21 protein-coding genes are annotated in these 22567 nt (G+C 73.4%); 5 read left to right on the top strand and 16 right to left on the bottom strand.

Annotated features, from left to right (window positions below):
- Positions 1 to 7: 7 nt before the first annotated feature.
- The 11 genes from RAN62_RS28865 to cobA form a co-directional block, all read right to left on the bottom strand.
- Positions 8 to 796 (bottom strand): 2OG-Fe(II) oxygenase, encoded by a 789-nt coding sequence (locus tag RAN62_RS28865; RefSeq protein WP_305787943.1) that lies wholly within the window; start codon positions 794 to 796, stop codon positions 8 to 10.
- A 41-nt stretch (positions 797 to 837) separates the two neighbouring features.
- Positions 838 to 2223, bottom strand: coding sequence for an adenylate-forming 2-oxoglutaryl-ACP ligase AmcH (amcH, locus tag RAN62_RS28860; protein ID WP_305787942.1), 1386 nt, complete (start codon positions 2221 to 2223; stop codon positions 838 to 840).
- Positions 2220 to 2747, bottom strand: a complete 528-nt coding sequence (amcG, locus tag RAN62_RS28855; protein WP_305787941.1) for a cispentacin moiety biosynthesis protein AmcG — start codon at positions 2745 to 2747, stop codon at positions 2220 to 2222. The genes amcH and amcG overlap by 4 nt, the downstream gene beginning before the upstream one ends.
- On the bottom strand, positions 2744 to 3868 hold the full coding sequence (amcF, locus tag RAN62_RS28850; RefSeq protein WP_305787940.1) for a cispentacin biosynthesis acyltransferase subunit AmcF: 1125 nt from the start codon (positions 3866 to 3868) through the stop codon (positions 2744 to 2746). The genes amcG and amcF overlap by 4 nt, the downstream gene beginning before the upstream one ends.
- A gap of 8 nt (positions 3869 to 3876) precedes the next feature.
- Complete coding sequence (amcE, locus tag RAN62_RS28845) at positions 3877 to 4383, bottom strand: cispentacin biosynthesis cyclizing decarboxylase AmcE (RefSeq protein ID WP_305787939.1); 507 nt, start codon at positions 4381 to 4383, stop codon at positions 3877 to 3879.
- A complete protein-coding gene (locus RAN62_RS28840) occupies positions 4370 to 4789 on the bottom strand; it encodes an acyl-CoA thioesterase (protein WP_305787938.1) in 420 nt (139 codons plus the stop codon). Before RAN62_RS28840 ends, amcE begins: the two co-directional genes overlap by 14 nt.
- Positions 4790 to 4839: 50 nt before the next feature.
- Positions 4840 to 6246 (bottom strand): amipurimycin biosynthesis protein AmcC, encoded by a 1407-nt coding sequence (gene amcC / locus RAN62_RS28835; RefSeq protein WP_305787937.1) that lies wholly within the window; start codon positions 6244 to 6246, stop codon positions 4840 to 4842.
- Entirely contained in the window at positions 6243 to 6542 is a 300-nt protein-coding gene (gene amcB, locus RAN62_RS28830; RefSeq protein ID WP_305787936.1) for a cispentacin biosynthesis acyl carrier protein AmcB, read from the bottom strand. Before amcB ends, amcC begins: the two co-directional genes overlap by 4 nt.
- 475 nt (positions 6543 to 7017) lie before the next feature.
- On the bottom strand, positions 7018 to 8517 hold the full coding sequence (gene cobJ, locus RAN62_RS28825) for a precorrin-3B C(17)-methyltransferase (protein ID WP_305787935.1): 1500 nt from the start codon (positions 8515 to 8517) through the stop codon (positions 7018 to 7020).
- On the bottom strand, positions 8514 to 9824 hold the full coding sequence (locus RAN62_RS28820) for a ferredoxin-like domain-containing protein (RefSeq protein WP_305787934.1): 1311 nt from the start codon (positions 9822 to 9824) through the stop codon (positions 8514 to 8516). Before RAN62_RS28820 ends, cobJ begins: the two co-directional genes overlap by 4 nt.
- Positions 9808 to 10899 (bottom strand): uroporphyrinogen-III C-methyltransferase, encoded by a 1092-nt coding sequence (cobA, locus tag RAN62_RS28815; RefSeq protein ID WP_305787933.1) that lies wholly within the window; start codon positions 10897 to 10899, stop codon positions 9808 to 9810. The genes RAN62_RS28820 and cobA overlap by 17 nt, the downstream gene beginning before the upstream one ends.
- 368 nt (positions 10900 to 11267) lie before the next feature.
- Between cobA and RAN62_RS28810 the strand changes: the two genes are divergently transcribed.
- The 5 genes from RAN62_RS28810 to RAN62_RS28790 are packed head-to-tail and all read left to right on the top strand — an operon-like array spanning position 11268 to position 18372.
- On the top strand, positions 11268 to 12632 hold the full coding sequence (locus RAN62_RS28810; RefSeq protein WP_305787932.1) for a cobyrinic acid a,c-diamide synthase CobB: 1365 nt from the start codon (positions 11268 to 11270) through the stop codon (positions 12630 to 12632).
- A 31-nt stretch (positions 12633 to 12663) separates the two neighbouring features.
- Entirely contained in the window at positions 12664 to 14721 is a 2058-nt protein-coding gene (locus RAN62_RS28805) for a cobyric acid synthase (protein WP_305787931.1), read from the top strand.
- The gene (locus RAN62_RS28800) at positions 14718 to 16682 is read left to right on the top strand and encodes a cobyric acid synthase (RefSeq protein ID WP_305787930.1); all 1965 of its coding nucleotides are present in this window, start codon (positions 14718 to 14720) and stop codon (positions 16680 to 16682) included. Before RAN62_RS28805 ends, RAN62_RS28800 begins: the two co-directional genes overlap by 4 nt.
- Positions 16683 to 16722: 40 nt before the next feature.
- Positions 16723 to 17784, top strand: coding sequence for an LLM class flavin-dependent oxidoreductase (locus RAN62_RS28795; protein ID WP_305787929.1), 1062 nt, complete (start codon positions 16723 to 16725; stop codon positions 17782 to 17784).
- 9 nt (positions 17785 to 17793) lie between these two features.
- Complete coding sequence (locus RAN62_RS28790; RefSeq protein WP_305787928.1) at positions 17794 to 18372, top strand: cob(I)yrinic acid a,c-diamide adenosyltransferase; 579 nt, start codon at positions 17794 to 17796, stop codon at positions 18370 to 18372.
- On the opposite strand, the gene RAN62_RS28785 is transcribed toward RAN62_RS28790, so the two are convergent.
- The 5 genes from RAN62_RS28785 to RAN62_RS28765 all read right to left on the bottom strand — a co-directional run bounded on the left by RAN62_RS28785 (position 18365) and on the right by RAN62_RS28765 (position 22502).
- Positions 18365 to 19666, bottom strand: a complete 1302-nt coding sequence (locus RAN62_RS28785) for an FAD-dependent oxidoreductase (protein WP_305787927.1) — start codon at positions 19664 to 19666, stop codon at positions 18365 to 18367. The two genes, RAN62_RS28790 and RAN62_RS28785, sit on opposite strands and share 8 nt — an antisense overlap.
- A gap of 59 nt (positions 19667 to 19725) precedes the next feature.
- Positions 19726 to 20607: a serine hydrolase gene (locus RAN62_RS28780; RefSeq protein ID WP_438874567.1), complete on the bottom strand. Its 882-nt coding sequence runs from the start codon at positions 20605 to 20607 to the stop codon at positions 19726 to 19728.
- Entirely contained in the window at positions 20604 to 21473 is an 870-nt protein-coding gene (locus tag RAN62_RS28775; protein WP_305787925.1) for a LysR family transcriptional regulator, read from the bottom strand. The genes RAN62_RS28780 and RAN62_RS28775 overlap by 4 nt, the downstream gene beginning before the upstream one ends.
- Before the next feature lie 33 nt (positions 21474 to 21506).
- Complete coding sequence (locus tag RAN62_RS28770) at positions 21507 to 21692, bottom strand: glycosyl hydrolase-related protein (RefSeq protein WP_305787924.1); 186 nt, start codon at positions 21690 to 21692, stop codon at positions 21507 to 21509.
- 120 nt (positions 21693 to 21812) lie between these two features.
- The gene (locus tag RAN62_RS28765; protein WP_305787923.1) at positions 21813 to 22502 is read right to left on the bottom strand and encodes a GntR family transcriptional regulator; all 690 of its coding nucleotides are present in this window, start codon (positions 22500 to 22502) and stop codon (positions 21813 to 21815) included.
- Between the last annotated feature and the right edge of the window lie 65 nt (positions 22503 to 22567).

The raw sequence follows: 22567 nt of genomic DNA, 5'->3' as shown, positions 1-22567 counted from the left end.
CCCGGCCTCACGACCAGAGGACGAGGTCGCCGTCCCCGGCGACCGCCATGAAGAGGGAGAAGACGAGCCTGTCGCCGACGGCGACCGGCTCCACCAGGTGGTAGTTCACGGGCGAGAAGATCACCGCGTCGCCGGTCCGGGGCCGCAGGATCACGTCGGGGTCCCCGGGGACCACCCGGTCGCGGTCGTAGCCGTAGCTGATCCGCGCCGCCTCGTGGTCCGGCTCCCGCCGTCGCGACCAGACGAGCAGTTCGCCGCCCTCGCCCGGGCCTTCCAGGAACACGTTGACACTGAGTTGCCGGGACAGGTCCTCGCCGAGTACGGGGCCACCGAACTCCTCGCGTACGTCGTCCCAGTGCACCAGGGTGCCGGCCGCCATCCGGCGGATCATGCCCCAGTAGGCCGGCCGGCCGCGGAAGGTGGCCGCGTGCGACCGCCCGCCCCAGACGTGCTCCAGCTTCGCCCGGAAGACCGCGTGCAGGTCGATGGGAACCGTGCCGTCGCCCCACCACCGCCAGGCCTTCTCGGCGGCCGCCGCATAGTCGTCGGGGCCGGGCGAGCCGAAGCGGTGCTCGTTGAGCGACGGCCCGATCCGGAACGCCTCGGTGCGGTAGTACTCGGGATCGTACTGGTCGAACATCGCCGGGTTCAGTGCCGCGACGACGGACCGGCAGTCCTCGGCGGACAGGAAGTCCGTCAGCCGCAACGCCCCGAGCGACCCGTCCACGACGCGTGCGATGTCGTCGGCGGTGCCCTCGGCGGCGGTCACGTCCCTGCTGCTGACTGCGAATGTCATGGTCGTTCCCTTCGGCGTGATGGTCGCGCGGCCGGCTCAGGTCATTTGGGCCAGTCCGCCGCGCCGACCGGATGCATGGTCAGGTGCCGGGGACGTTCCGCGCGAAGGAGCACCTCGTCGAGGCTGCGCTTGATCGACGCCGCCGGCCGGGTGCTGCTCTCGGGCACGTACAGATCGAGGTCGAACCAGGTCTCGCCGGACTCGGTGCGATGCACCGTGGTCCGGGCCCGCACCGCTCCGGCGACGGCCACCGCCGTCCGCCGCACCGAGCGGAGCGACACCTTGGCGTCGTTGATGACGACGAAGTCCGAGCGCCGGCCGCGGAACCACAGGTAGCCGTCGTCGTCACGGTCGAACAGATCGCCGGTGGCGACGACGCCGTCCTGGTCACCGGCCTGCTCCGGCGGGACGTCGCCCACGCGGCCCAGCATCGCGGTGTCCGTCACGACCAGCAGCTCGGTGCCCTCGGCGCCGTGCCGGCGCAGCCGCGTGCGGACTCCCGGCAGCGGCACGCCGGCCGAACCGTGGCGGCGGGCCGGCTCGTGGTGGGCCGCCAGCGTCGCGACCCGGGGCCCGCACTCGGTCAGCCCGTACGTCAGATAGACCTCCAGCCCGGGATTGGCCGCCAGCAGGCCGCCGGTCAGCGCGGGCTCCAGGGCGTCGCCGCCGACCGTCAGCACGCGCAGCGCCCCGGGCAGGCGCAGGTCCCCGGGACCGGCCAGGAGCCGGACCAGAGCGGGCGTCAGCGAGGACACCGTCGCACCCGTGCCGGCCAGCAGGCGCAGGTAACCACCGGGCGTGAACGGCGGACCGGCCAGGGTCACGCGAGCCCCCTGCCAATAGGCCGACAGCGCCTGCGCCACCAGCGCGTACGAATAGTGCAACGGCAGAGTGATCAGCACGTTGTCCCGGTCGCGTTGCCCGATCACCGCGGCGTGCCGCTCGGCGTTCAGCCGGAGCCGGTCCAGGGCGTGCACGCAACCGCTGGCGATGCCGCGGGTGCCGGAGGTCAGCAGGACGACGGTGGGGCCCGGCCGCGTGGCGCCGACGGCCCCGTCCCGGGTGACCACGTCGAATGTCGCCAGCCGCCGGTGGCGTACCCCGGCCAGTCTTTCCGGACTCAGCCGGGGGCCCACCACGACCGCGCCGCCGATCCGATCGGCGATCAGGCGCAGCCGGGCGCTGCTCGCCGAGGGGCTGGCCGCCGCCGGCACGGCGCCGAGGAGCAGCACAGCGAAGAACACGGTGAGCATGTCGCGGCTGTTGGGCATCGCGATCAGAACGACACTGCCCGGCCGTACGCCGCAGCGGTCCAGCTCGCCGACCGCCCGGTCCAGGGAGATCGGGGCCGTGGCCGCGCCGCCGATCTCGACGATCCCGGCCAGGAACCGGGCGATCCGCGCGGGCTCCAGGGCCGGCGCGGTCATGGCCGCTCACCGGGGCCGAGGACGGTGGCCGTGGCGGTGTGCCCGCCCGCGGCATCCGGCTCGTGGGTGACCAGCACCACCGCCGAGGCCTTGCCCCGGTGCAGCCAGGACCGGGCCAGCGCCGTCGCCGGGGGAAGACCTTCGCCCGGCGGCATGGGCAGCGCCAGGCTCGGCCCGCGGAAGCCGAGCTCGACGCAGACGAGACCCGCGACAGCCGCCGGGTTGGCCCCGGCGAACCGCAGCGGTGACACGCTCTCCGCCGCCAGGCCCCGGGCGACGGCGGCCATCGTCCACGTCGTGCACTGGGCGCTCACGCAGATGACCGCGACGTCCTCCGGCCGCGACAGCACCCGCGCCGGGCTGTTCTCCACGGCCTCGCGCGCGGCCGCGGCGATCAGCCAGCTCACCGGGTCGGCGTAGAAGGAGGCCCGGCCGCCGCGGATCCGGCCCAGGCCGGCGACGCTCGCCGATCCCTGGCCCAGGATCCGCGGTGCGGGGCCGGTCGTACCGATGTGGTCCGTCATGGCGGCGGCTCCACGACGAGGCAGGTCGTGAAGCCACCGAACGCGGCCGTCACGCTGATCCCGGTCGTCCCGCCGATCCGGCCCGCCTCCGCCCGGGCCAGCGGCAACGGGAAGTCCGCCATGGGCGTGCGCAGCCCGAGCACCGGCGGCACCCGGCCGTCGCGCAGCGCCAGCAGGAGCGTGATCACCTCGATCGCACCGGTGGCGCCCAGGGTGTGGCCGAGGGCGCCCTTGGTGGCGAAGAGGGTCGGCGGGCGGGTGACCCCGGCGAACAACTCCTGGTAGCCGCGGGCCTCGGCCGCGTCGTTCACCGGCGTGCCGGAGCCGTGCGCGTTGATCGTGGTCACGTCGGCCACCGTGCGCCCGGCGTCCGCGAGCGCCCGCCGGACCGCGAGGACGATGCTCCGGCCGGTGACGTCCGGCGCCGCCGAGCCGGTCGCGTCGTTGGCCGATCCGGTGCCGGCGATGCGTCCGTACGGGCGCGCCCCGCGCCGCGCGGCGGAACGTTCCGCCTCCAGCACCAGGAAACCGGAGCCCTCGCCGAGCAGCGTGCCGTCATGGCCGGCGTCGAAGGCCCGCAGGAAGGTGGGTGACATGGTCCTGAGGCTCGAGTGCCCGAGCCGTTTCGCGCGGGTGAGCACGTCGGTCGCTCCGCAGACACACACCTCGGCCGCACCCGCGGCGATCAGCTCGGCGCCGACGAGCACGCTGTCCGACCCGGCCGAGCACGCGGTGGCGACCGACACCGGTGGATGGCGAAGTCCCAGGGTACGGGCGAGCGCAGTCGCCCAGCGGTAGAGGTCGCTCTCCGGCACGTCCAGGTGGCTGCCGTAACTGGTGCCCAGCACCGCCCGCAGCCGCGGGTCGCCGGCCGCGATCCCCGCGCCGGCGAGCGCGCGCAGCATCGTGGCCCGGGTGAGCGCCAGCTGGTGGCCGGCCGGATCACCGGCAGGTCCGGCCCGGTCCGGCGGGACGGCGGCGCGCTCGTTGCGGAGCGGGACGTCGGTGGGCACGACCCGGATCCCCGTCTCCCCCGCGAGCAGCCGGTGCCACACCTGCTCCAGCCCGTCGCCCAGCGCGGTGTCCCACGCCATCCCGGTGACCAGGACGCTGCCGGACATCTGACCGGTCACCAGAGCTGGGGCCCGAGCGCGGCGACGCGGGTCCGGTTGAGGGTGGCCCGGGCCTTCGCCACCGGCCGGCCGTCGACGACGGCCTGGACCGAGAAGTAGAACGTCGTGCCGACGATCCGCCCGGCCCGGACGGTCATGATCACCTGGTCGCCGGGGACGATGATCCGGAGGAACCGGGAGTGGACCGAGCCGAGGAGGGTGATCTCGTCGTCGGCCAGCCGCGACGTCGTGAGCTGATAGAGGATGATGCCCGACTGCGCGAAGGCCTGCAGCAGGTGGCTGGCCGGGAAGATCGCCCGGTCCGGGAAGTGACCGGCCAGGCTGTCCATCGTGCCGGACACCGAGAGCGTGCTGGTCAGGAATTCCCCCGGGGCGTAGTCGAGCACCCGGTCCAGGTAGATCATGGGATGGCGGTGGCGCAACCAGCCCTTGATCTCGGAGAAGCCGAGCGACCGGGAGCCACCGGGCAGCGGGGTCGCGGGCTCGGCGTCACTGGGATGCACGGGAAGCCAGTCCCTTCAGCAGGGTGCTCATGTCGGCCGGCAGGCCCGTCGCACGTCCGGTCGCCCGGTCCACCACGCAGAACAGGATCGTTCCGCCGGCGAGCGTCGTGGCCGCCGGTGGTACGCCGGGCGGGGACGTTCCGGGCCGGCTGATGTCGCCGCGGAAGCGGAAACGGGCGGCGCCCGCGTAGTCGATCAGTACGGTGACGTCCAGGTCGTCCCGGTACCGGGCCGGGCCGTGGTAGCGCATGGCGAGCTCGGCGACGACCAGATCCAGGCCGCGGCCGTCCAGCTCGGGCGGGCCCCAGCCGAGGCCCTCCAGACTCTCCAGGGCAGCCGTCTCCAGCAGGGACGGATAGCGGGAGAAGTGCACGCTGCCGGAGGCATCGGTGTCGACATGTTCCACCCGGCACCGCACGCGCCGGAACGGGGAGGCGCCGGCCGGTTCGTTGCCGGTCACAACCGGGCCTGAAATCGTGCCGCCCCGGCCTGGATGCCGGCCACCATCCGCTCGGCCTCCTCCGGGGTGGTGACGAGCGGCGGCGCCACCCGCATCGTCGGAAAGACGTAGCCGAGCGATCCGCCGCGGCGCCCGGCGCCGGCCATGAACTCCACGTACGTGCCGGACCTGATCACGCAGTCGCGCAACTCGGTGATCCGGGTCGCGGCCCGCTCGGTGAGCTCGACCCCGTGCATCAGCCCGGCCCCACGGGAGCGCCGGAACACCGCCGGGAAGTCGGCGACGAGTCGCTCCAGCAGCCCGGCCAGCGTGCGACCGACGGAGACGGACCGCGCCAGCAGGCCTTCGGCGACGATGTGCCGGAGTCCGTCGCCGACGACCGCGCAGGTGAACGGGCGCAGGTCGGATGTGGCCACCGCGCCGGAAGCACGGACGGTCAGTTCCCTGCGGGCGATCACCATGGACGTCGAGAGGACGCCCATGCCGAGACTCTTGCCGATCACGGTGACGTCCGCCGGAACGGGCCCGTGCTCGTCGGTCATGGCGAAGAATCGGCCCGTACGGGCGAAGGTGAGCACCTCGTCGGCGATGAGCAGGACGCCGTTGTCGCGGCACAAGCGCGCGAGCTGCCGCAGGTATCCGGCGGGCGGCAGCAGGATGCCGGCGTCGCCCTGCACCGGTTCGACGACCACGGCGAGCAGCCTCGCGCCGTGGGCGTCGAAGAATCCGGACAGCGCGTCGGGCACCCCGAACGGGAGATGCTCGACGGTGAGGCCGTACGGCGGCCGGTCCGCGAGCGACGGCAGGCCGGCACGGTGGTGCCGGCGGTTGAGCAGCGGCAGCACCCCGGCCGACCAGCCGTGCCAGGCGCCCTCGAAGGCCAGGACGATGGTCCGCTCGCCGCGGCCGGGCACCGGACGCAACCGCCGGCCGTCGAAGCGCGATTCCAGCGCCAGCCGCAGGGCCAGCTCCATGCCCTCGGAACCGGAGTTGCGGCCGCAGACGTGGTAGTCCGCCGCCGGGAAGCGCTCCGCCCAGAGTCCGCCGGGACCGAAGAGCCCGGTCAGCAACCGGGCACGCTCCGACGAGCCGATCTCGTCCGTGGTGTAGCCGGCCTGGTCGACCGCCCGCGTCACCGCCGCCCGGACGGCGGCGTGACCGGCGCCCAGACAGGCGCTCGCGTAGCCGCCGCCGGCGTCGAGGACGTCGAAGACCCGCCCTCGCTCGGCGCCGGCGAGATCCACCAGACGCTGCGTCACCCCGCTTGCGGCCACGCACGCGAACCGGGGCGAGGTCCCGCCGTAGTGGTCGATCCGCATGCGACGCTCGAACTCGAGGTCGTCGAGCGACCACGGGGCGGTGCCGGGGCGGAAGGCGGGCGCGGCCGCGCGATCAGCCGTCATTCCACTGGCGACGGTGCCGGCCGCAGCCGCCGCACCAGGTCGGTGACGGCGCGGATGCTGGCGAAATTCTCCGGGCTGAAGTCGTCGTCGGAGATGTGGACGCCGAACCTGTTCTCACACTGCACCCTCAGCTCCACGAAGCCGAGCGAGTCCAGCCCGTACGAGGCGCGCAGGCTGTCGTCGAGCCCCATCAGCTCCGGCGGCACCTCGACGAAGAGATCATCCTGAAGAATTGTCCTGACCACGACATCGATCTCGTCCCGGACGGCCTCGGCGGAGCGTTCCGCATCCTGCATACCGGCGACCGTAACACCCGCGTCCGAAGCCATCAAGGTTTGATCACAGTCGATATCATGGACATTTTGCAATACGCCCGGAACCGGCCCGTTTGATAGCTCCCAGGCTGCCCGGGAGCATGCGAAGAACAGTAGGGGGACAGGCTGACAATGCCCGCCACCGACATCGGCGCAGGCGACCGGGAGCAGCTGGCTTTCGCCACGCTCAGCGAGGTGACGCCGCCTTCGGACGGGACCCGGGTCCCCTCGGGTGGAGCCGCGGGAGCACGGTCGGCAAATGGTGCGGGCCGACCCGGGAAAAACGATTACGGAAGCGGTCCGGCGCGACCGCACACCGACGATTTCGGCCGACGGGGAAATCGTGCGAAAAAGCAATTTCCGACGATGACCTGATTCCGGGTACGAGGGGTGTCGCCGATCTCCGGCGGCTGCCCGGGCACCGGCGAGACGCACGCCGGCGCCCGGGAACGCGTGGTCACGACGTCTCGTAGTGGCGGGGCGTGAAGACGGCCCAGCGGCCGCCGGGTCGCCGGAAGGCTCGGGTCTTCGACGAGCCCACCAGCAGCATGCAGCGCATGTCCACACTGTCCACGTCGAGCTCGCCGAGCGTCGTGACCGTCACGCTCTCCTCGGGTCCGCCCACGTCCCGGCCGACGACCACCGGCGTCGAGGGTTTCCTCGACGTCAGCAGGGCGCGCCGCGCGTCGGCGAGCTGATGGCGCCGGGCGCGCGAGGCCGGGTTGTAGAGCGCGATCACCAGGTCGGCCCCGGCCGCGGCGAGCAGCCGCTGCTCGATGATCGCCCAGGGCTTGAGCCGATCGGACAGCGAGATGACGCAGTAGTCGTGACCCAGCGGAGCACCGACCCGGCTGGCCACCGCCTGGGCCGCGGTCAGTCCCGGTACCACCCGGATGTCGACGTCCCGCCCCGGTTGCTCGCTCGCCACCTCGTAGACGGCAGCCGCCATCGCGAACACCCCGGGGTCCCCGGACGAGACGACCGCGACCCTGGCGCCCTGACCGGCCAGGCGGAGAGCGAACTCCGCGCGCTCGCGCTCCACCCGGTTGTCCGACGGATGCCGGCGTTGCCGGGGTGCGGCGGGCACCCGGTCCAGGTAGGGCCCGTACCCCACGAGGTCGTCGGCGTCCGCCAGCGCGGCCCGCGCCTCCGGAGTGAGCCATCCGGGATCACCCGGGCCGAGCCCGACGACGACCACCTCGGGCCGCCGCGCCGCGGTCTCCCGCTCCCCGTCCCGCCGGCCGTCGCCGGGAACGAGCGCCAGAGCGAGGTAGGGCACCGTGCCCGGATCCACCTCGCCGAGCGGGCGGACCTCCTGCTGTGCGGTGGTGGCCCGCTCGACGTACCACGCGCCGCCGAGTCGTCCCTGCGCCTCCAGGGCGGCCCGCACCTTCGGGAGCTGGCGCCGGCCCAGCTTCAGCACGGCAGCGGCGTCGGCAGCGGCCAGGGCCGCCTCGAGCTCCGGCTCGGGCAACGTCGCCGGGATCACCGACAGGACCTGCCGGCCCTCGACCAACGTCCGGCCCAGCGCCGCGGCGGCGCCCGCGACCGAGGTGACGCCGGGGACGATCTCGCTCGGATAGCGGGGGGCCAGCCGCGCGTGCAGGTGCATGTAGGAGCTGAAGAGCGTCGGATCGCCCTCCGCGAGTACCGCCACGTCACGCCCGGCGTCCAGATGAGCGGCGAGCCGCGCCGTGGCCGAGTCGTAGAACTCCGCGAGCGCGGCGTCATAGCCGCCCGGGTGGCCGGTCCGCCCGGTCGTCACCGGATAGACGAGATGCACCTCCGTCTGCCCGGGTGAGATGTGCCCGGCGGCGATGTCCCGGGCGACGCTCCGGCCGTGGGGAGCGCTGTGGAACGCCACGACATCGGCCGCTCGCAGGACTTCGACCGCCCTGAGGGTGAGCAGTTTCGGATCGCCCGGTCCGACGCCGACGCCCCACAGCTTCCCCGTCATCGCTCCTCCTCCACGCCGGCATGCTCGCGTTCCCGTCCCCGGCGCGCCGCCGCGACCATCGCGACGACGTCGGCCTGGCCACCGTGGACGGGTGGTCTCCCGCCGAGCTCGAGGACATAGCCGGACGACGTCGCCACCACCCCGGCATGGGGAACCGACGGCCGCCCGCACCGGCGCTCGCACCCCGACCAGTGCACCGGCGGGCCGGAGCCGGCCAGGACGGCGGCCGTGCGGGTGGCGTCCGCACGCACGTCCCGCAGCGCCTTCCCGCAAGCCGGCCGGCCGACGCAGGTGGTCAGTCGCCGCAGCGGTGAGCGCGGGTCGACGATCAGGCCGGCCGCGACGAAGTCGCCCAGCAGCTCACGCCCGATCCGGGCGGGCACGTCCCGGATCACGACGCTCCGGCGTGTGGTCACGGTCAGGACCCCTTCGCCCGCGACCGCCGCGGACGTCAGCACCGCGGACTGCTCCGGGCGGAGCCGGCCGAACGGGACGACCGCGGCCATGGTCACCGACCCGTCCGGTTGAGCGATCAGTCCGGCGGCGTCGGTGTCCGGGGCTTCCGGGGCATCGGACGGCGGGGGGTCGTACGCCTGCGCGCGGCGGACGTGCGTACCGGAACGCAGCAGCCGCCCGGCCACCGCCGCGGGACCCTTCGCCAAGTGCTTGATCCGCCAGGCGTCCCCACCGGTCTCGCGGTTCTCGGCCAGGAAGCATCGGGCCGCCGCGACCATCGCGGGGACGGCCTGCTCGTCCCCCACCACGAGTCCGCAATCCTCGCCCGCCAGCAGCAGCGCCGACAGGTTCGCCGAGACCGGCCGGAGAGCGACATCGGCATCGGCGAGGGCCCTCCCGCCGGAGCCGTCGCCGACGGCGAAGAGGAACCGGCCCGGCAATGCGGCCAGCTCGGCGTCGGCACAGATCGCCCGGTCCAGCTCCGCCACGAGACGCCGGAGCCGGGGCACGCGCTGAAGGAGAAAAGAACTTCCCGGCGGCACGACGATGTTGCGGGCATGGTCGTGCCGGGCGGAAGGGAGCAGCCCCGCGGCGCTGATCCGTGGTGCGATGTCGAGTTCCGCGCCCGGGGCCAGGCCCCGGATCTGGACATTGGCGCGGCTGGTCAGTTCGAGGTCGCCGGTCCCGTAGCGGGTGGCAACGGTGCGCAGGACGCCGAACTGGCTGAGCCGCAGCAGCCCGCCGGGTACGTGAACCCGCACGAGCCCCCCGTCCATGGCCTCGTGACGGCGCGTCACGCTCGGGCAGCCGTCGGCCGGGCGCCGGTGCGGTCGCTCAGTGGCGGACGTCATCGAGAACTCCCCGGCCGGCCGCGCTGTCCCGGAACGCGGCGAGTTGCGAGGCCGCGGCCACCACGTCACCGATCACCGTGACCGCCGGCGGCCGCACGCCGGCCCGGGCCACCGCCCCTCCGACGTCCGCGAGGGTGGAGACGAGATGCCGGCCGCGGTCCGACGCGCCGTCCTGGACGACGCAGACCGGAGTCGCGCCGTCCCGGCCGTGGCCGATGAGGGCCCCGGCGATCGCCGCGAGATGCTCGACGCCCATCAGCACGACGATCGTCCCGCGCAGGGCAGCCAGCGCCTTCCAGTCGACGAGGGACTGCGGCGATCCGGGCGGGACATGGCCGGAGACGACGGTGAACTCGTGGGTGACGCCGCGATGCGTGACCGGCAGGCCGATCAGACCGGGCACGCCGATCGCACTGGACACGCCGGGAACGACCGCGCAGGCGATGCCGGCCCGGGCGCACGCGAGCATCTCCTCCAGCCCGCGCCCGAAGACGAACGGGTCACCGCCCTTGAGGCGCACGACGTCGTGCCCGGCCCGGGCGCCCGCCACAAGGGTCTCGTTGATCCGATCCTGCGACGCGGCCGGACCGCGCGGGAACTTGGCCACGTCCACCAGCTCCACGCCCGGGCGCAGTCCGACGAGCACTTCCGCGGGCACGAGCCGATCGGTCACGACGAGGGTGGCGGCGTCGAGCAACTGCTGACCGCGCACGGTCATCAGGCCGGGGTCGCCCGGTCCGGCGCCGACGATCGACACGGAGCCCCCGCCCGTGGCGGCGGGTGCGGCGGTGGCGGCCACCCGACGGGTGAACAGGTGGCGGCGCCTCGCCTCCGCCAGGACCCGGGCATCGACCTCGCCGCCGGCGGCAGCCACCACGAACCAGGTGTCGTCGAAGTCCTGCGCGGCGGGCTCACGCGGGTGCCAGCTGATGCGTCCCTCGGCGGCCAGCCCCCTGATTCCGGGCCCGGCGCGCAGCGCGTAGACGCTGACTCGCGCGGCGCAGCCGAGCAGGGCCAGGACGCCTCGATACGCGTCCGCCCCGCCGCCGGCGACCAGCACGTCGCGCCCGGCCAATTGATCACCGATATCGAAGAAAAACGCACCGTTCTTCGGAGTATGCACGAATGAACTTCCCCCGCTCCGGCATTCGCCGTCGCTCTCCGAGTCCCCGTTCAACCGTTTGATCAGTGACCAGATCGGCCCCGTGGCATCGCTTTTCCCAGCTCCTGACCGGTAACGTCATCGAGGTCAGCCGCTCCAAGGTGGACCATAGGCCAGGGCCCGCCGACGGCGCAACATCGCTGCCGGGAAACGCGGAAACGCGTACGCCGGCCCGCCAGAGATTGACACAGAACGATTGATCGGGCAGGGTCCAGCAGTGTCGAACGACCCGTGGAAGCGAGCAGATCCGGCCGCCGAGGCGTTCAACCGATAGGGCCGTCATGGTTGCGAGAGTTGTCATTGCAGCGCCCGGTTCGAATCACGGCAAGACCACCCTGGCGACCGGGCTGCTGGCCGCCTTCGCCGCCCGGGGTGTCCGCGTGGCACCGTTCAAGGTGGGGCCGGACTACATCGATCCGGGCTACCACGCCCTGGCCGCGGGCCGCCCGGGGCGCAATCTCGACCCGGTGCTCTCGGGTGAGTCGCTGGTGGCTCCCTTGTTCCGGCACGGCGCGGCCGGCGCGGACCTGGCGATCGTCGAGGGAGTGCTCGGACTGTTCGACGGTCGCGCCGGTCAGGGCGACACCGGTTCCACCGCCCATGTGGCCGGGCTGATCGACGCGCCGGTCATCATGGTCGTGGACGTCCGCGGGCAGGGCCGGTCGGTCGCCGCCCTGCTGCGCGGCTTCGACGGGTTCGGCCCGGCCCGGGTGGCCGGCGTCATCCTCAACCGGGTCGGCTCGGCCCGCCACGAGGAGATCCTGCGTGCGGCCTGTGCCGAAGTGCCGATGCCGGTGCTGGGCGCGATGCCGCGCGACGCGGACCTGACCGTCCCCTCGCGGCACCTCGGCCTGGTGCCCGCGGCCGAGCGGCACACCACCGGGGCGATGCTGGCGAAGCTGGCCGACGTGGTGACCCGCCACGTCGATCTGGACCGGATCCACCGGATCGCGCGAGGAGCCGGGCCACCGGTCGCGCTCCCGTGGGCGCCACCGGCCGCGGCCCCGGCGTACCGTCCGGTCGTGGCCGTGGCCGGCGGCGCCGCCTTCACTTTCAGTTACGCGGAGAACGTGGAACTGCTCGCCGCGGCCGGGGCCGAGGTCCGGGTCTTCGATCCTCTGACCGACGAGAGACTGCCGCCCGGCACCGCGGCGCTCGTGGTCGGCGGAGGGTTCCCCGAGGTCTACGCGGCCGAGTTGTCCGCCAACACCCCGCTGCGCTCCGAGGTTCGCGAGCTGTTGTCCGCCGGCGCCCCGGCCGCCGCGGAATGCGCCGGGATGTTGTGGCTGGGCCGGTCGCTCGACGGCGCGCCCATGTGCGGCGTGCTGGACGTCACCGCCGAGATGACCGGCCGGCTGAGGCTGGGCTACCGCGACGCGATCGCCGCGACGGCCAGCGTCCTCGCCCCGGCGGGCACCCGGGTCACCGGGCACGAGTTCCATCGCACGGTCGTCCACCGTTCCGCGGAGTCGGCCCCGGCCTGGCGATGGGACGGCAGTGCGCCCGACGGGATCGTGGCCGGCAACGTGCACGCCTCCTACCTGCATCTGCACTGGGCCGCGTACCCGTCCGTCCCGCACCGCCTCGTCGACGCGGCACGACGGCACGGCGCGGGCGCCCGGGCGGCCGTACGGCAGAGGCATTGATCGGACGACGACAGGAACGGGGGTCACTCACATGGCCGACGGAGGTGTCCTGCGATCACCGAGGATCGCGCTGGTGGACCTCGACGCGGTGTCCGCCGCCCGGGTCGCCGGCCTCGTACGCCGGGAACTGACCGCGTGGCAGGTGCCCCTCGAGGTCTACGGCCCACCGGACGAGCCGCGCGGCCTCGACGAGATCGCCGGAGCGTGGGCACCCGCCGCGACCGCCGCGAGGTACGCCAACGGCGGTGACGTCACCGTCCTGGTCGGCACGGCGGTGGCCGCGGACGGCGACGCCCACCTGAGCGGTCCGATCCTGGCCCTGGCCACGCGCACCTCGACTCCCGCGTTCCTGGTCGCCGACGAGGACACTCTGACGCGGGGCCTGCTCGATCGGGTGGAACGGCACCGGCACTGCTGCGGCGGATCGATCGCCGGTGTGATCGTCACCGGGTCGGACCCGGCCGGCGCCGCCCCGGCGTTCTCGGCCGCCGCGGGGAAGCTGATCGTCGCCGGCCGGCTCGGCGCGGCCGCGCCGGACCTCGGTCTCGACCTCCGGTCGCTGGTCCTGACCGGCAACGAGGCACCGACGCTCGTCCGGGCCACGAGGGAACCCGCCGAGCCCGGCGCCGGTGGCATCCGCCCGCGACCGGCCGGCTCGCGGCGGCGTGGCCTGACGCTGATGGTCCAGGGCACGCACAGCTCCGCGGGCAAGACCTTCATGGTCGCCGGTCTGGCGCGGCTGCTGGCCGACGCGGGCTACCGGGTGGCGCCCTTCAAGGGTCAGAACATGTCCAACAACGCCCGGATCGTGGCCGGCGGTGAGATCGGTGTGGCCCAGTACGTGCAGGCCGTCGCCGCGCGCTGCGCGCCCGACGTACGGATGAACCCGGTGCTGCTGAAGCCGCGGCGGGGCGGGATGGACGTGATCGCCGCCGGGACGCACCGGCCGGAGCTCAGGACCGTGCCCTGGCGGTTGCGCAAGCCCCTGCTCTGGCCGGTCGTTGACGCCGCGCTGCAGGACTTGCGGGCCGAGTACGACCTGGTCCTGATCGAGGGTGCGGGAAGCCCGGCCGAGCCGCATCTCTATCACAACGACATCGTCAACATGCGGGTCGCCCGGGCCGCGGACAGCCGGGTCCTGCTGGTCGCCGACGCCAGCCGCGGCGGCGCCATCGCCCACTGCCACGGAACCTGGGGTCTCCTCCCGGACACGGATCGCGGGCAGCTGTCGGCGTGGGTGTTCAACCGGTTCTTCCGGGAAGGCAACGCGGCGCTGCTGCGACCCGGCATCAGCGAGCTGGAGCGGACGACCGGCGTGCCCTCGCTCGGCGTCGTCCCGGAGATGACGCAGACGCTGCCCGCGGAGGACCTGTACGGCGCCGCGCGCGACAGTGGTGGCGAAGGCCGGAAGATCGCGATCCTCCGCTATCCCCAGATTTCCAACTTCGACGAGTTCGCCGTCCTCGACCGGACACCGGGCGTACGCGTCTGCTGGGCCGAGAAACCCGCCGATCTCCTCGATGCCGAGATCGTCGTGCTGCCGGGCTCCAAGCACGTGGCCGCCGACCTCGACTGGCTGCGCGCCCGCGAACTGGACCGGGCGATCGCCGGCTTCGCCGCGTCCGGCGGCCGGCTGTTGGGCATCTGCGGGGGGCTGCAGATGCTGGGCGGCGCCATCCGCGATCCGCACCGGGTCGAGGGCGACGCGGCGGGGCTGGGTCTGCTGCCGGTGGAAACGACCTTCCATCGGGACAAGGTGCAGCGGCACACCGAGGTGGAGATCTCCGGCCTGTCCGGCGCCTGGTCGGTGCTCAACGGCCTGCGCGTGCCGGGGTACGAGATCAGGCACGGCGCCACCCGGCCGACCGGGGCGGACGTGGATCGGGGCGACCGGCCCGGTCTGGTCTTCGGTCACGGCAACGTGCTGGGCGTCTATCTGCACGGCCTGTTCGAACATCCGGACGCGATGGGCGCCGTGCTCGAGATGCCGGTCGACGCCTGGCAGCAGGTGGATCGGATCCTCGACGACATCAGCGACCACCTCCGCTCCCATCTGGACGGCCGGCTGCTCGATCGCCTGCTCTCGTGACGGCCGGCGACGACAGGGACGAGCCCGGGGCCGTCCTCGGCAGCCCCCGGCTGATCCTCGTGGAGGCCGGTGCGGGTGACGACGTGCGGGCGGCGGTCCGCTGGCTCGGGCAGGAGCTCGACCGCTGGGATCTGTCGGTGCGGGACCGGCCCGTACGGCCGCTGCTCCACGATCTCGCCGCCGCGGCCGGACCGGCCCCGCTCCGGCCGATCACCGACGACGCCGCCCTCAACGAACAGGACAGCCTCCACCTCATCGTGGCCCGCCTCGGTACGGACGCCGACGTGCCGGCGATCAACCAGCTCGGCGAACAGACCCGGACGCCCGTCGTCGCCGTCGGTCCGGCGAAGTCGTTCGAAGGTTTGCGGACGATCGGCCCGGCCGTCCCCACGCCGGCGCCCGGGAATGCCCCGGAGCTCTGCCGCGAGCTGCTGCGGATCGCCGCGACCGCGCCGGCTCTCCTGATTCCCGGCGGGGAGGAGCGGGCGCCCGGCCGCCTCGAGGCCCGGCCGGCTCGCCGGCCCCGGGCCCGGCGCCCGGCGCGGACGCTGATGATCCAGGGGACGCAGAGCGACGCCGGCAAGTCCTTCCTCGTCACCGCCGTGCTCCGGCTGCTGTCCCGGGCCGGCGTCCGGGCCGCCCCCTTCAAGGCGCAGAACATCTCGAACAACGCCCGGGTGGTGAACGGCGGCGAGCTGGGAGTCGCCCAGTATGTGCAGGCCCTAGCGGCCGGTGTCGTGCCGGACGTCCGGATGAACCCGATTCTGCTCAAGCCGCACCGCGACCGGACGGTCCCGGTCGTGCTCGGCCGCCCCCGCCCCGACCTGACCGGCGTGCCCTGGCGCTTCCGCAAGCCACTGTTGTGGCCGGCCGTCACGGACGCGCTCGACAGCCTCCGCGAGGACTTCGACGTGATCGTCGCCGAGGGCGCCGGCAGCCCCGCCGAGCCCGGTTTCTCCCGCAACGACGTCGTCAACATGCGATTGGCCCGCCACGCCGACGCGCCGGTCCTGCTGGTCGCCGACGCCGGCCGCGGGGGTGCGGTCGCCCACTGCGTGGGCACTCTCGATCTGATGACCGCCGAGGATCGCGCACGGGTACGCGGAGTTCTGTTCAACAAGTACTTCCCGGCCACGCGGCCCGACCACCTGCTGTCCTCCGCGGAGTTCCTGCGCCACCGCTACGGGATGACGACCCTCGGCGTCGTCCCCGTGCTCGACGCGGTCCTCCCCCGTGAGGACTCCGCGGCCCTCGCCGACGCGGGGCCGGCGGACGGTCCGCACATCGGGATCGTGGCGTACCCCCGCATGGCGAACAGTGACGAGTTCGCCGCCGTTCTCCGGGCCGGAGCGAGGTTGTCCTGGATCCGGCACGCCGGCGCCGCGGAGGGTGTCGATCTGCTGATACTTCCCGGCTCGCGAGACGTACAGGCGGATCTCGCCTGGCTTCGCGCGTCGGGTCTGGAGCCCGTGATCCGCGAGCGCACCGCCGACGGCCGGCCGATCCTCGCGATCTGCGGCGGGCTCCAGATGCTCGGGCGGCGGATCGAGGATCCGGCGGGCGTCGAGCGGCGAGGCAGCACCGCCGGGCTCGGCCTCCTGCCGGTCGACACGATGTTCCGGGCCGACAAGGCACAGCGCGCCGGCGAGTTCCGGTTCGGCCCTCTGCGGGGCTGGTGGGCCTGGCTGACCGGTCTCCGGTTCAGCGGCTACGAGATCCGGCACGGCCGGAGTGTGCGGGCCGGGACCGGCGTCCGGCCCGCTCTGCCCGGCGGCGCCGGCTATCAGCACGGCAACATCCTTGCTCTGTACGTCCACGGCCTGCTCGAGGATCCGGAAGTGGTACGCAACCTCGTCGGCCCGCAGGCGCGGCAGCGCCCCCTGGACGACGTGCTCGACCGGATGGCGGACGGGGTGCGTGACCACATCGACTTCGCCGCCGTGGCCGACCTGTTGTCCTGACCGATGGCCCGTCAGATTCGCGAGTGTGAGGGAGCGACCGGTGGCGATCGAGTTCATCGGCTACACCGAGTCGGCCGACTGGCGCCGGGACCCGGCCGCCGTCATCGATCTCGGGCACATCCGGGAGATGGCCGTCTTCCAGGAGCAGCTCGGGTTCGACAGCATCCTGGTCGGCTACGGCCCGGAGAGTCCCGACCCCGTGCAGATCGCCGCGTACGCCGCCGCCCGGACCGATCGGATCCGGATGCTCGTCGCTCACCGGCCGGGCATCGTCTTTCCCACCCTCGCCGCCCGCACCTTCGCCACGCTCGACCACATCACCGGCGGGCGGGTGAGCGTGAACCTGGTGTGCGGTGGCGCCCGGGAGGGCGACGCACGGCGTGAGGGTGACTACTCCGAGAAGGACGAGCGGTACGCGCGGGCCGCCGAGTACATCGAGGTGCTCACGGCGGCCTGGACCGCGGAGGAGCCGTTCTCGCACGCGGGCACGTACTACCGCTTCGAGGACTTCGCGCCCCGCGTCCGGCCGCTTCAGCAACCACGTATCCCGCTCTACCTGGCCGGCTCGTCCGAGGCGGCCCGCACCGTCGCCGCCCGGCACGCGGACCACCACGCCTTCTTCGGCGAGCCACTCGCCGGCTGCGCCGAGATGGTGTCCTCGGTCCGGCGGACGGCACGCGACGCCGGGCGAGCCGGCGCGCCCGGCTTCGTCGTCCGGCTCTCGGTGATCCTCGGTGACACCGACGACGCGGCCCGGGAACGGGCGGAAGCCCTCCTGGCGCGATCCGGCGGGGAGTCGGACAGCGTGCCGCAGCCTGACTTCACCGCCGGCGAGAACCGGCTCCGGGCAGCCCATGCGCGAGGCCGGCACCACGACCGAGCGATGTGGACAGCGCGTGCGGCGTCCTGGGGTGCCACCCTCGGAGCACTCGTCGGCAGCCCGCGAACCGTCGCCGAGGCAATTCTGGACTATGTGCGGCTGGGCATCACCGGCTTCCGGATCAACGGCCTGGACCCGGCCCTGGACACCGAGGTCTTCGGGAAGCGCGTCATCCCGCTGGTGCGATCCGCGACCGGCTCCGGCCCCTCGCCCGATTGTTAGCATGAGGCGGTGAAAATCTATACAAAACGCGGGGACGACGGGACGACCGGACTCTTCTACGGCGGCCGTGTCGCCAAGGACGCCCCCCAGCCCCGCGCCTACGGCGCGGTCGACGAGGCGCAGGCGTTCATCGGGCTGGTCCGGGCCGAGATCGAGCCGGGCGAGCTCGACGACATCCTGGTCGAGATCGCCCGGGCCCTGTGGGTGCTCATGGCCGAGCTCGCGCTCAACCCGGACCGGGCCGGCAAGGGGCGGCCCGGCGAGACCCTGGTGTCCGACGAGATGGTGTCCCGGCTGGAAGATCTCATCGACGACATCGGCGCCCGCTTCGTCCAGCCGAAGGAATTCCTCATTCCCGGCCAGAACCGCGTCTCGGCGGCCCTGGACGTGGCTCGCACGGTCACGCGGCGGGCGGAACGCGAGAGCATCGCGGCGGCCCGGCCCGGCTCGCTCGCGCTGCCCTACCTGAACCGGCTCTCCGATCTGCTCTGGATCCTGGCCCGCTGGCAGGAGTCCTCGCACCTCGCGGCCAAGGACGTGGGACAGCCCGGCGCCGCGGGCCGGCCGGACGACCCGGCGATCAGGTGACGAGCCGCGCGAGCTCGTCCCGGGTCGGTCCTTCGTAGCGCGGTGGCTGCCAGCCGCTGGTCAGGATCTCCCGCGCGCGCGGTTCGACCGCCGCGAGCGCCGTCGGCAGAATTCTCATCTCGCTGTAGTCGCTGACGACCTTCTTGAGGTCCCGGTCGGCGAAGGCGGCGAGGAAGATGCGCCCGGAGGTCAACGGTCCGGCCGGGAGACCACCGGTGTCGCCGGTCCATTGCCCGAGCAGATCGGCGTCCCAGGCGACATGATCGTCGTACCAGGGCCGGATGTTCCGGACGCACCAGGCGTCGAAGGCGAGGGTGGCATCGCCGATCCCCCGCACCCCGTCGAGACTGCCGACAAGCTGCCGCGCCTGCAGAAGACCGGTGGCGACGCCCCGGCCGGAGATCGGATTGGTGACGCACACCGCGTCGCCGAGGTGGAGCAGGCCCGGGAGCCCGACGGCGCCCTGATCGTCGAGCTGGCCCCGGTACAGGCTTCGCATGGTGCCACCGGACAACACGGAGGTCAGCGGCCGGCTGCACGCCGGGCTCGTCCACCGGTCGAGACCGGGGATCGCGCGGGCGGCGGCGTCGAACACCCGCGGTGACCGCAACGCCGCCAGGCGCTCGTCGGCCGTCGGCCGGATGACGACAACACCGATCGTGTCACCGTCCTGGAGGAAGACGGCAGCGGCGAAGCCGTCGAAGAACTGGAAGAAGCCCAGCGGCGAGTTGATCGGGCCGCTGCCGGCTCCCGGCCGGATCCGGTAGTGCCTCGACAGATAGGACATGCCGCTGTCCACCCGCTCCGCCGGGGCACGGAACTCGTCGGCGTAGCGCCCGGACGCGCCGGCGGCGTTGATGACCAGATCGGCCTCGGCCACGCCGTCTCTCAGCTGGACGCCCGTCGCGCGGCCCCCGTGGTGCAGAACACGGACAGCGGTTCCATGCCGGAGAGTCAGTGTCTTCTCTCCGGCCGCGACTTGCCGCAGGACCCGCTCCAAAGTGCTCCGGCGGCACCGGATGCCCGCGATCTCGTCGCGTTCGCGGCTCCGGACATGATGTGCGCCGGCCCGCGCCAAGGCCGCGTCGACATCCGGCATCTCCTCGGCGAAGGCGTCGGCGACGGGCCGCCGGAACCAGTGCGGATGGCCGAACTGCGGCACGCCCCGGCGCTCCCTCCGCCCGGCCCCCGGCCCGGGATCGCGTTCCACCACGTCCACCCGATGTCCGCGCCGCCCCAGGGCGATCGCGGCGAACAGCCCGACCGGTCCCGCGCCCACGATCACGATCCGCACCCGCCGATTATCGCCTTCCATCGTCCGACATCAATAGCTGCGGTGGCTCCCGCGGGCGCTCACCCGGCTCGCCGCAGCGCGTCCCGCAGGTTCCGCGCAACGCGACCCATCAGCGTCTCGACCGCCGTCTGCACCGCTGCGGGAACCCGCGACTCGGTCATCGCCACCACCACGAACGCCCGGCCGTCGGCGTGCTCGACCACGCCGGCCTCATGCCGCAGGTTGAGCAGGGTGCCTGTCTTGGAGGACCAGAGCGACGCGTCCGAGCTGAGATCAGGAGCCAGCCGATGCCGTACGACATTGGCCGCCAGCAGCTCCCGCACGCGCGCCGCGACCGGCGCCGAGATGGTGTCCGGCCGCCAGAGGGCGGTGAGCAGGTCGGCGTACGACCGGGCCGTCCCGGTGTTCGCCCGCGTCACGTCGAGCTGGGCGACGGCGGGCCCCGCGTTCACGGCCAGCTCGTGGGCCAGGTGCACCTCGCCCGGCCGGAACCGCTCCGACGGGGTGTCCATCAGCTGCCCGGCCGGGTGGCGTACGGCGATGCCCTCGATCCCCAGCCGGCGCAGCTCCGCCTCGACCGCCGCGGGCGGGGTGAGCTCGAACAGCGCGTCGGCGGCCACGTTGTCGCTGATCGCCACGGCCAGATAGACCAGGTCGTCGAGCGCGACCAGCGCCGGGTGCCGGAACTTGCTGAGCCCGGTCGGTCCCGGGGTCGTCACCCGCCCGGGCTCGACCTCGACGCGCCGGGCGCCGTCCAGCTCGCCGCGCGCCACACGTTCCAGGGTGGCGACCGCCAGCGGCACCTTGACCAGCGACGCCACCGGGAAGACGACGTCCGCGTCGACGTCGATCTCGGCGCCTGAGCCGAGGTCGCGCACCAGGAACGAGCCGCGCAGCCCGGCCGCCCGCAGAGCCTCCCGCGCGTCGCGGATCGCTCTCATGCCGCACCGACACAGGCGGCGATGGCGGCCGGCAAGGCGGTGCGCAGTCTTCTGCCGTCGCCGGGCGAGGCGGACACCACGTCGTAGCCCCGCGCGAAGGCCTCCTCCCCGACCGGCCGCCAGTCCAGCCCGAAGACTTCGGCCTCCGCCCGGGAGCACAGGACCAGATCAGCCCCGCCGAGCGCCCGTGCGACGGCACCGGGCACGGACCGCGCCTTCACGATCTGGCCCGCCTGCAGGCCGACGGCGTGACCCAGCCGGATGACGCGGTCGAGGACGTGCGGCACGTCGTCCTCGGGCTGCACCCACACCCGGCGCGGCTCCTCCTCCGGCTCCCGGCCCGGCCGCAACTGCTCGAGATGAAGCCGGCGGCCCTCGTCGAGCGCCACGCCCGCCAGGCCGAGCGGCACCACCCACTCACTCCCGTCCGGCGGCACGGCCGTGATCGCGGCGTGCACCTCCCGCGTCCGTACGAGATCGGCCCGCTCCCCCGGCCCGGCCGGCACGACATCGAAGTACAGCCCGTGCCGCCGCCCCTCGGCGATCAGCCGCGCGAGGGCGAGCGGCGGACCGGAGGCCGGCACGGCGAGATCGAAGGCCCGGTGCCGCGCCCGGTCCGCGTGATCGTCGAACGCCTCCGCCAGGTCGACGAGCCGCTGCGCGACGGCCAGCATGTCCCGCCCGAACGGCGTGAGCGCCACGGTCCGCGACGACCGCTCCAGCACGGCGGCGCCGAGATGCTGCTCAAGCCCGGCGATCCGCCGGCTGGCCACCGGCTGCGGAATCCCCACGGCCGCCGCACCCTGCGTAAAGCTCTCGTGCCGGCTGACCGCGACGAACGCCGCGCAACTCGCGATGAGATCCACACCCCCAACCTATGTCGCTCGCCGGAAGGCCGATCACGCCTCGGCGCCGCCGGCCGGGCTGACGCGCAGGGTGACGATCTCGAAGGGGCGCAGCTCCAGCTCGATGCTCTCCGCGCCCGCCCACGTCCGCCCCAGGTCCCGCTCCAGCAGGTCCGTGGTCCGGGCGGGCCGCCGCCTCCAGGACGCCGGGCGCGAAGCCGAGCGCGATGCGCAGGACATGGTGGGCCTGGCTCACGCGCTTCTTCCTCGACACGCCCGCGACGGCGGCCCGCTGGACCGCCGTCTCCTTCGCGCTCAGGACCTGGGGCGCAACCACCGGTTCCAGCACCGGGGAGCCGGTTACGACGTCCGGCGCAGAGCCTCCAGGCCGCCTTGTGCGTCCTGCAGCGCGAGGCGCTCGGCCTCGGCGGAGTCGCCGGCGCGCAGGGCGCGGACCAGGGCGCGGTGGCTGGTGTAGCGCTCGAGCCCGAACGTCTCGTCCTCGGCCACCCGCCGCAGCAGCAGCTCGCGGCGCCGGGCGCGGGAGAAGACGCGGCTCTGGTCGAGCATGCGGACGAGGACCGGGTTGTGGGCGCAGGCGTTCACGGTGTCGTTGAACTCCTGCATGGTGTCGAGCAGCTCGGCGAGGTGCCGCTCGACCGGCTGCTCCCGGCGGCGGCGCTCCTTGAGCAGGATCAGCAGGTCGTCGGCCCGGTCGAGGATCGCGTCGAGGGCGTCGAGCTGGCCGGGGGTGGCGTGACGGGCGGCGAACCGGGCGACCAGCCCGCGCAGGCCGACCTCCACCTCGGCGAGGTCGTCGGCGGCGCCGTCGCGGATCGCGGCGACCAAAACCGTGCGCGGGCCGATGCGCTCGATGAGGCCGTCGAGCTCGAGCCGGCGCAGCGCCTCGCGGACGGGGGTCGGGCTGATGGCCAGCCGCTCGGCCATGCCGCGCTCGGTGACCTTCTCCCCCGGGGCGAGCTCGCCGGCGGCGATCGCCGCGCTCACGTGCCGGTAGGCCAGGTCGGCGAGCGTCTCGGTGCCCTTCATGACGGCACTCTAGCCAACACTTAGGCAACCATTGCTGTTTTTGCTATAGCAAACTAACGTGACGC

This window comes from Symbioplanes lichenis (assembly GCF_030709675.1).
GTDB classification, from domain to species: domain Bacteria; phylum Actinomycetota; class Actinomycetes; order Mycobacteriales; family Micromonosporaceae; genus Actinoplanes; species Actinoplanes lichenis.
This window is presented reverse-complemented; position numbering and strand designations above follow the sequence as displayed.

Bases quoted from the DNA above. Each gene is read 5' to 3' on its own strand.
- RAN62_RS28865 (WP_305787943.1), bottom strand. From the start codon at position 796: ATGACATTCGCAGTCAGCAGCAGGGACGTGACCGCCGCCGAGGGCACC.
- RAN62_RS28770 (WP_305787924.1), bottom strand. From the start codon at position 21,692: ATGTCCTGCGCATCGCGCTCGGCTTCGCGCCCGGCGTCCTGGAGGCGG.
- RAN62_RS28780 (WP_438874567.1), bottom strand. From the start codon at position 20,607: ATGAGAGCGATCCGCGACGCGCGGGAGGCTCTGCGGGCGGCCGGGCTG.
- amcG (WP_305787941.1), bottom strand. From the start codon at position 2,747: ATGACGGACCACATCGGTACGACCGGCCCCGCACCGCGGATCCTGGGC.
- RAN62_RS28820 (WP_305787934.1), bottom strand. From the start codon at position 9,824: ATGACGTCCGCCACTGAGCGACCGCACCGGCGCCCGGCCGACGGCTGC.
- amcF (WP_305787940.1), bottom strand. From the start codon at position 3,868: ATGTCCGGCAGCGTCCTGGTCACCGGGATGGCGTGGGACACCGCGCTG.
- cobJ (WP_305787935.1), bottom strand. From the start codon at position 8,517: ATGACGGGGAAGCTGTGGGGCGTCGGCGTCGGACCGGGCGATCCGAAA.
- amcB (WP_305787936.1), bottom strand. From the start codon at position 6,542: ATGCAGGATGCGGAACGCTCCGCCGAGGCCGTCCGGGACGAGATCGAT.
- RAN62_RS28765 (WP_305787923.1), bottom strand. From the start codon at position 22,502: ATGAAGGGCACCGAGACGCTCGCCGACCTGGCCTACCGGCACGTGAGC.
- RAN62_RS28805 (WP_305787931.1), top strand. From the start codon at position 12,664: ATGGCCGACGGAGGTGTCCTGCGATCACCGAGGATCGCGCTGGTGGAC.
- RAN62_RS28810 (WP_305787932.1), top strand. From the start codon at position 11,268: ATGGTTGCGAGAGTTGTCATTGCAGCGCCCGGTTCGAATCACGGCAAG.
- amcH (WP_305787942.1), bottom strand. From the start codon at position 2,223: ATGACCGCGCCGGCCCTGGAGCCCGCGCGGATCGCCCGGTTCCTGGCC.
- amcC (WP_305787937.1), bottom strand. From the start codon at position 6,246: ATGACGGCTGATCGCGCGGCCGCGCCCGCCTTCCGCCCCGGCACCGCC.